Consider the following 8,013-nt stretch of genomic DNA (forward strand, 5'->3'; position numbering starts at 1 on the left):
TACTTAACTATTAAACTATTTCGTTCGCCCATAATGTTTTGCATACTTTATTATTTTGTTGTACACCGATTTATTCTTAAGTTCTTTCAATGGGTAAATCTGTGGACGAGTATTAACTTCAAGAATCCATATACGTTTATTTTGATCGAGAGCAACATCTAAGCCGAGTTCTTTAAACCCCTTATTATATCGAGAAAAAGTACGTGCTACACGTACGCCCAAATGCCTAAGCTTTTTCTTGTACTCCTTGGTCTTTTCATTATTGTAGCCTGCATTTTTAAGGGTAGAGTTAATTAATCGGGATTCTCCCCCTTGATGGTAGTTTGTAACGACCTTGCCTGGTTGACCAACCTTGCAAACAAGCGCAGTTGTTTTCCACTTACCTTTTTTCGTCTTTTGAACCATTACACGAATATCAAATGGTCTGCCATTTGTTTTAGCTAATGCAATACCCTTTTGCAATATAAATGAACGATTTCCCGCAAAAGCTTTCAACCAATAATATAAATCGTTCTGTGAGTGGAATACTTTGCGGTTTGTTTGATGCTGTGCGATAAATTGATGATCTGTTTTTTTTATTCTAACGATGTCAATTCCACCAGAGCCATTTGTTGGCTTGAAATATATAGTATTAAAACGATTGATCATTTTTCTTAAGTTATCTTTGGAAAATAACAATGTTTTAGGGACATGTGACTTGAGTTGAACATTGCTATTCAACCACTTTGTTTTTAACCATTTACTTTTATAAGATGTACTTTTATAACGAATCTAAAACACCTCCCAGAGAAGTATGATGCATAGTATGCTATGTATTAGCACATCGATAACGGTAGTAGCCTAGGTGGAGTAAGGTGTTATTGTTGTCATCCATGTATTAATTAGAAATTCCATAAGCTTCTGTATTATAATGTGGCTAGTATTGGTTGTATTTTGAGAATCTATCGATCTATTAATGTAGGAGGTAATGTGATGAGTTCATTTAAACATTTGGAAGAACTGCTTTCGGGTTTTGTTCAGAAGGACATCGCTGGATGTGGATGTGTCGTTACACATCATGGCAATATTGTATTTGAAGGGTACTATGGATATGCGGATCGTGAACGTAATCTATTAATGGATGAGAACAGTATCCATAGATTGTTCTCGACAACTAAGGTCATTATATGTACAGCGGCAATGCTATTGTTTGAACGTGGAAAATTTCTCCTTAACGACCCCTTATCTCAGTATTTGCCAGAGTTTAGTGAGATGGAAGTCGTTCACACCTCTACGAGCGGCTATGCGTGGACTAAGCCTGCTCAATCTCCTATTCTAGTAAAGGATCTTTTTGCTATGACATCAGGTATTCCTTACAGCGATGGACAATCACTGACAGCAATGCGGCTGCGTGAATTACAGGAGGAGCTAGGCGCAGAAGGTACATATACATTAGAGCAGCTTGTCCAAAAGATTGCTCAAGCTCCTTTACTGTTTGAACCTGGAAGCAACTGGGCATACGGCTTTAGCCACGATATTTTGGCACGGTTGATCGAGGTTGTGAGTGGAATGAGTATCGATGAGTTTTTGCGCAAAGAGTTATTTGAACCACTTGGTATGAAAGATACAGGCTATCAATTCTCTGGAGACCAGAAATCTCGCATGGTGACACTGTATGCTCCTGATGAGCAAGGTGGCATTAAACCGATCCCAGGTCGTAACGATGTAGCGTTTGAGCCAGAATCAAAGTTTTATGGTGGAGGCTCAGGACTGTTTTCTACACCAAAGGATTATACGCAATTTGCAAAAATGCTCGCTAATGGGGGCAAACACGAAGGTACACAGATTATCGGTCGTAAGACGATTGATCTCCTTCGAGCTAATCAATTAACCGAGCATCAGCTGGCTCAATTTCATAATCCTTACTCAGAGGGGTATGGCTATGGACTAGGAGTCCGTACCTTAATGAATATAGGTGCATCTAACGGCAACAGCTCACTTGGTGAATTTGGCTGGACAGGAATGACTGGAACGTATGTAGTTATAGATCCTGAAGAGCAGCTTTCAATCGTATATATGCACCAACGCTTGCCTAATATGGAGCGAGAGCATCATCTTCGCGTACGCAATACCGTTTATGGCTGCATAGAGTAGTTACAAAATTAGAAAGAATGTACTGGAACAAAAAGGGACGTTTCTTCGTTAGATAAGGTGCAGACACCTTAAATGAAGAATAACGTCCCTTTATTTTCTTGAAATGGTCAATCATTGCTATGTTGATCACGATATTGAGTTGGAGCAAGCTGCATTGTTTTTTTGAACATCTTAGAAAACAGAAGTGGATCCTCGTAGCCTACCGAACGTGCGATGTCACCAACGGTCAGCGTTGTAGTGCTTAATAGCTCACACGCTTTACGCATGCGATAAGAGATTAGATAATCCTGCAAGCTAATCCCCATTACATCCTTGAACAATGCGCTCAAATAACTGCGCTGTAACCCGACGAATTGAGCAATAGATTGAACGGAAATTTTGTTGGCATAGTTCACTTCGATAAAATGAACAACCTGGGATATATAGTGCTCTTTGTTATTTTCTCTTGCTTTCTGCTTCATTTCTGAGCCACGACAATCGATCATTGCGGATAGCCACAGATACAGCAGACCAGTCAGTCTTAGCTCGCGACCGGCATTCATCGTTTTAGAGTTCATCATTTGCTCGATGCTTTGTTCGAAGAACTCACTTTTTTCCCATGTATAGATTGGAGATTCGTCTGAAAGCTGGGCTTGACGGAGCAAGCCAGCAGCTTTAATGCCATTGAAGCCAATCCAGCAGTACGTCCACGGATCATGAGGGTCGGCTTCGTAGTAGCAGATTGTATCGGGTGTGACGAGAAAGCCTTGCCCTTTTTTTAGCTCATAGCGCTCGTTATTAATTTCGAAGATACCTTTGCCGTCAAGAATATAGTGAAACTTATAGTACTCCCGCATAGCAGGACCGAAGGAATGTCCTGGGTCACATTTTTCTCGACCGTATTGAATGAGATACAGATCAAGCTGATGAATATGCTGCGGAAGAAATTCAATGAATTTTTCCACTTTAGTAGTCCTTACGCTTTCTTTCCTAAGTATTTCTCGACAATGGAATCTATTGCTGTTAGTTCCTCGCTAGTAAAGTTTAAGTTTTCGAGAGCAGCTACATTTTCTTCGATCTGGCTAACGCGACTTGCGCCAATTAGAGCAGAAGTAACCTTTCCTTCGCGAAGCACCCATGCTAGAGCCATTTGTGCTAGGCTTTGTCCACGCTCGGCAGCCAGCTCGTTAAGCTCTTTCGCTACATGGACATGATTTTCTGTAATACTGTTCTCATTAAGAAACACAGAGTGACCTGCTGCGCGAGAATCTTGAGGGATGCCGTTAAAGTATTTATTAGTTAATATACCTTGCGCAAGCGGTAGGAAAGCAATGGTACCAATGCCTTCTTCTTTAAGGACGTCCTGTAGTCCATGCTCGATCCAGCGATCAATGATCGAGTAGCTTGGCTGATGAATAAGGCAAGGTGTACCAAGCTCTTTCAGTACTTTAGAGGCAGCAGCCGTTTGCTCAGCACTATAATTTGATAGACCGACGTACAGCGCTTTTCCTTGGCGCACAACATGGTCTAATGCAGCCATTGTTTCTTCGATTGGAGTATGTGGATCTGGGCGGTGATGATAGAAAATATCGACGTAATCTAGGCCAAGACGCTTTAAGCTTTGATCTAAGCTTGATACAAGATATTTACGAGAACCAAAGTCACCGTACGGGCCAGACCACATGCCATACCCAGCCTTTGTACTAATAATAAGTTCATCGCGATATGGAGCCATATCTAGCTTCATTATTTTCCCGAAATTCTCTTCAGCAGAACCAGGAGGCGGTCCATAATTGTTCGCAATATCAAAATGCGTAATACCAAGATCGAAAGAACGTCTTACCATGGCACGACCATTTTCGAATACGTCTTGTCCTCCAAAGTTATGCCATAAGCCTAGTGAGATGGCAGGGAGCAGTAGTCCGCTGTTGCCACAACGATTATATTTCATACTTTGATAGCGTTCAGTAGATGCAATATATGTCATTTTTACCTCTCCTAACATAGTTTGATAGTTTTCATTATGCGCATTGTCCGTTGATTTGCATATAGATAATCGTCACTTCCATATGTCATAATGTTTGATTTGCGAATATGAACTCTTTTATTTATAAGGTAATTTTAAGTAATTCAATATTGCAAGAAGCTAAATAGAATAGTAGCAAAATATTGAAGTAAATTGACAAACCTATGATTATATTTGATAATTGGAGAGTATTTTCGACACGATAAAAATGATAGAAAGAAGGAGTTAGCATGGCTCAAGGAGCTACGATCGCTAAGAGAGAGAATATTCCAGAACTGTCAATCGTTCGGGCGATCGCGATTATTGGCGTGCTGTCTGTTCACTCAACTTCTGTAGCAGTAAGTACAGGAATGATAGATTCCAATTGGTTCTTTCTCTATAATTTTGCCAACATCTTTTTGAAGTTTGGTACAACAACATTTATTTTCCTCAGCAGCTTTGTGTTGTTTTATAACTATTATGCTCGTCCGTTTACAGCGAAGTTAGTTACGAATTTCTATAAACGCAGAATGCTATACATCATTGTTCCCTATATCGTATTTTCGCTATTTTACTATTTTTTAAGATTGTATCAGAGTGGTGCGATTCCGCCGGTCGGAGATATGATTAGCGACATTGCCTCAAGATTGCTGCATGGCAATGCTTATACGCATTTATATTTTGTATTCATTAGCGTTCAGTTTTACTTGATGTTTCCTATATTTTTGTGGCTTTTTAAAAAGTTTCCGAGACTAACACCTTGGCTTATCGTATTCGGTATTGTCGCGCAATGGAGCTTTTTCCTTATCAATAAATATGTTCTAGAAACTCCAGTAAAAGCGCGCGGTAGCTGGTCATTAAGCTATTTCTCCTATTATTTCCTTGGAGCATACCTCGGTATACATTGGGATAAATGCAAAAACTGGCTCATCGTATGCAAGGACAACTTTACCAAGAGTAGACTTGTCGGCTGGTTAGTCTTAGCACTCGTCTGGTTAACTGCTGGTCTTACACATGTTTATATTTGGCATCAAATGAGATTGAAGCTTGATAGCTACAATACATCATTTATTGATGCAGTTTGGAATTTGCATGCTTTAACTACAGCATTAGTATTACTAATGCTCAGCTTTATTATTTATCGAATGGGTTCAGGAGTGTTAAATAAGCTGCTTATGCGCTTAGGGGAATTGAGCTTTGGTATTTATTTATTCCACCCGTTCGTACTGTTAATCTATCGCAAGTTTCCACCTGAAACAGGAAATGTCATTGCGCATCATGCATGGTATGTAGGTGGTTTTGCTTCAGCTCTTGTAATTTCGTGGATTGTTGTTAGTACGATCGCTCGGTTTGTGCCGCAGCACTGGATTTTATTCGGCAACATTCCTGGCAACAAGCGTAAAAAGACAGCGCCACAGCAGCCCGCTCGTGGCATTGATGCTAAATCATAGGTAAATTGTAAAGCTGAGAGGAGAATAGGTTTGAAGGCTCGCATATTTTTGTTAGGTCTTGTATTTTTACTTTGTTTTGCGCCAGTTAATGAGGTATCTGCTAAAACCAAAAATACAAAGGTGTATTATCGCGATAAGGTCATTGTGTTGATGTATCACCATATCGATGCTGTAGAAAGCGGAGCAACGATCTCACCCGCTCGTTTCGGAACACATATGAAGCTACTTCATGAACGTGGCTACAATGTGATATCGATGGATCAGTTTTATGATTTCATGCTAAAGGGTGGAGATGTTCCAAATAATGCTGTAGTCATTACGTTTGATGACGGATATGACAGCTACCGCACATATGGCGTGAAACTTATGGATAAATACAATATGGTTGGCACTCATTTTATTATTGGTCAAAGCTCTGATCTTCATAATGTAAAAACTGCCCATTTAACTTGGGATGATATGCGTGACTTAAAGGAAAAAGGCCACAACTTCTACAATCACACTTACAACATGCATAACTATGCTCCTCTTGATAAAAGTGGAAACAAGACAGGGCCTTTATTGACTAATCGAATTTATATTAAGGAAAAGGGCAGAGTCGAAACGCAAAAAGAATATGTGGAGCGAATTACTGATGATTTAGCTACGATGGAGATGCGTCTAAAGGAAGAGCTTAATAATGAACACGGAATTATTGCTTTTCCATACGGTGCATATAATGCGACAGCTAAACAAGTATTAAAAGACTTAGGTGTTAGCTTGTTCTTTACAATCAAGCCTGGCATTAATAAAGCAGGCTCAGATGAAGTATACAGACTTAATGCGGGTACACCGAAAATGACTGCAAATAAATTTGTAGAGCTACTAAAAAAATACCATGATTAAATGGTTAGTAAGAAGCACTTGTCCGTGCGGCAAGTGCTTTTTCTTTTGTCTGCTAAAATAAATGTGATATCTCGCTTCATTTGTTGGTAAACTATAACTATTGAATTGTAGATGATAAGGAAGGTGCTAAGTAATGAATAGTTCGTGGAAACGAACGACCGCTTTCTTTCTGACCGGGCAAAGTATTTCAATGATCGGCTCGATGATTGTACAATATGCGATGATGTGGCATATTACATTAACCTTACAGTCAGGTATAGCGATGACCATATTTATTATTTGTGGTTTTTTGCCTAGTTTTTTTATATCACCGTTTGCAGGGGTTTGGGCAGATCGATTTGATCGTAAAAAGCTTATTATCGCAGCAGATGCGATGATTGCGTTGGCGACATTAATACTGGCTGTTGTGTTTTTAATGGGGTATGAGGAAATATGGCTGCTGTTCTTGATGGCGGCTATTCGAGCAGTCGGTTCGGGTATACATATTCCTGCAGTAGGTGCTATTCTTCCGCAATTTGTACCTGAAGAGCATCTCATGCGTGTCAATGGGATTAATGGAACGATCCAAGCATTAATGATGTTTATCTCACCGATTATTAGTGCGGGGCTGATATCAGTTACGTCATTAAGCAATATTTTCTTTATTGATGTCGTCACAGCGATACTTGCTATCGTTACGTTACTCTTATTTGTTCCAATTGCAGCACACGAAAGAAGTAAGCAGCAAGAGAAGGTAAGTTATTTTGAAGATATGAAGCTGGGGATTGCTTACGTTCGTCAGCATCCCTTCCTTAAAACATTATTAGTGTTCTTTGTCCTGTTTTTTGTCTTATTGGCACCTGCGTCATTTTTAACACCGCTGCAAACAACCCGGTCATTTGGTGATGATGTATGGAGGTTAACGGCACTTGAAATTGTGTTCTCTGTAGGAATGATGCTTGGTGGGGCTGCCATATCTATGTGGGGAGGCTTCCGTAATCGTATTGTAACCATTTCTGCAGCCATTGCTTGGATGAGTATTTGTACGATTGCGCTTGGGATTGTACCTAACTTTATCGTGTATCTCGTATTTATGGGATTGTTTGGCGTAGCGATGCCATTTATGAATTCTCCGATGAACGTTATATTTCAAGAAAAGGTGGACCCGAATTATTTAGGTCGGGTATTCGGAATAGTAGGTATGATCTCGACATCCATGATGCCAATCGGAATGTTAATTTTTGGTCCACTGGCAGATGTTGTGTCGATTGAATCGTTACTCGTCATTACAGGTGGTATACTCGTTGTCCTGTGCTTATTATTTGGACGAAATCGAAAATTGCTGCAAGCTGGCGAGCCAGCTGTTTCATCTGCAGAAGCATCAAATGAGTAGTATAATAAGAACCTCTGCTTTTTAGGGAGGTTCTATTCTTGTTTCTCATTCCTTTATTAAGTGAATCAATTTCATAATGCACTTCTCTAAATAAAGTCAGACGAACAGAATTTCTGAAATCTCATTTTTGAAGCTTAAGCTGCTTGTTGGTTGAATTGTTTATTGATGCGATCTACTGCTAATTTCGT

7 protein-coding genes are annotated in these 8,013 nt (G+C 39.8%); 4 read left to right on the plus strand and 3 right to left on the minus strand.

Features of this window, described 5'->3' with window-relative positions; translation table 11 throughout:
- Window positions 1–15 precede the first annotated feature (15 nt).
- Window positions 16–771: a YheC/YheD family protein gene (locus tag M3180_RS12775; protein ID WP_349774484.1), complete on the minus strand. Its 756-nt coding sequence runs from the start codon at window positions 769–771 to the stop codon at window positions 16–18.
- A gap of 201 nt (window positions 772–972) precedes the next feature.
- Between M3180_RS12775 and M3180_RS12780 the strand changes: the two genes are divergently transcribed.
- Entirely contained in the window at window positions 973–2,133 is a 1,161-nt protein-coding gene (locus M3180_RS12780; protein ID WP_251668030.1) for a serine hydrolase domain-containing protein, read from the plus strand.
- Between the two features lie 107 nt (window positions 2,134–2,240).
- Here the strand turns inward: M3180_RS12780 and M3180_RS12785 are convergent, their stop codons facing one another.
- Both M3180_RS12785 and mgrA read right to left on the minus strand, forming a co-directional pair.
- On the minus strand, window positions 2,241–3,077 hold the full coding sequence (locus M3180_RS12785) for an AraC family transcriptional regulator (RefSeq protein ID WP_251668032.1): 837 nt from the start codon (window positions 3,075–3,077) through the stop codon (window positions 2,241–2,243).
- Window positions 3,078–3,088: 11 nt separating this feature from the next.
- Window positions 3,089–4,099 (minus strand): L-glyceraldehyde 3-phosphate reductase, encoded by a 1,011-nt coding sequence (gene mgrA, locus M3180_RS12790; protein WP_251668034.1) that lies wholly within the window; start codon window positions 4,097–4,099, stop codon window positions 3,089–3,091.
- Between the two features lie 269 nt (window positions 4,100–4,368).
- Between mgrA and M3180_RS12795 the strand changes: the two genes are divergently transcribed.
- The 3 genes from M3180_RS12795 (at window position 4,369) to M3180_RS12805 (ending at window position 7,825) form a co-directional block, all read left to right on the plus strand.
- Complete coding sequence (locus tag M3180_RS12795) at window positions 4,369–5,568, plus strand: acyltransferase (protein ID WP_251668036.1); 1,200 nt, start codon at window positions 4,369–4,371, stop codon at window positions 5,566–5,568.
- Between the two features lie 30 nt (window positions 5,569–5,598).
- Window positions 5,599–6,453 carry a polysaccharide deacetylase family protein gene (locus tag M3180_RS12800; protein WP_251668038.1) on the plus strand — a complete coding sequence of 285 codons (855 nt, stop codon included), beginning with the start codon at window positions 5,599–5,601 and terminating at the stop codon, window positions 6,451–6,453.
- A 133-nt stretch (window positions 6,454–6,586) separates the two neighbouring features.
- On the plus strand, window positions 6,587–7,825 hold the full coding sequence (locus M3180_RS12805; protein ID WP_251668040.1) for an MFS transporter: 1,239 nt from the start codon (window positions 6,587–6,589) through the stop codon (window positions 7,823–7,825).
- Window positions 7,826–8,013 lie beyond the last annotated feature (188 nt).

Origin of the sequence: Paenibacillus camelliae, from assembly GCF_023715345.1 — a bacterium.
Lineage (GTDB): Bacteria > Bacillota > Bacilli > Paenibacillales > Paenibacillaceae > Pristimantibacillus > Pristimantibacillus camelliae.

What these genes read in the sequence shown, in the direction of transcription:
- M3180_RS12780 (WP_251668030.1), top strand. Translation starts at nt 973, where the DNA reads ATGAGTTCATTTAAACATTTGGAAGAACTGCTTTCGGGTTTTGTTCAG.
- mgrA (WP_251668034.1), bottom strand. Translation starts at nt 4,099, where the DNA reads ATGACATATATTGCATCTACTGAACGCTATCAAAGTATGAAATATAAT.
- M3180_RS12795 (WP_251668036.1), top strand. Translation starts at nt 4,369, where the DNA reads ATGGCTCAAGGAGCTACGATCGCTAAGAGAGAGAATATTCCAGAACTG.
- M3180_RS12805 (WP_251668040.1), top strand. Translation starts at nt 6,587, where the DNA reads ATGAATAGTTCGTGGAAACGAACGACCGCTTTCTTTCTGACCGGGCAA.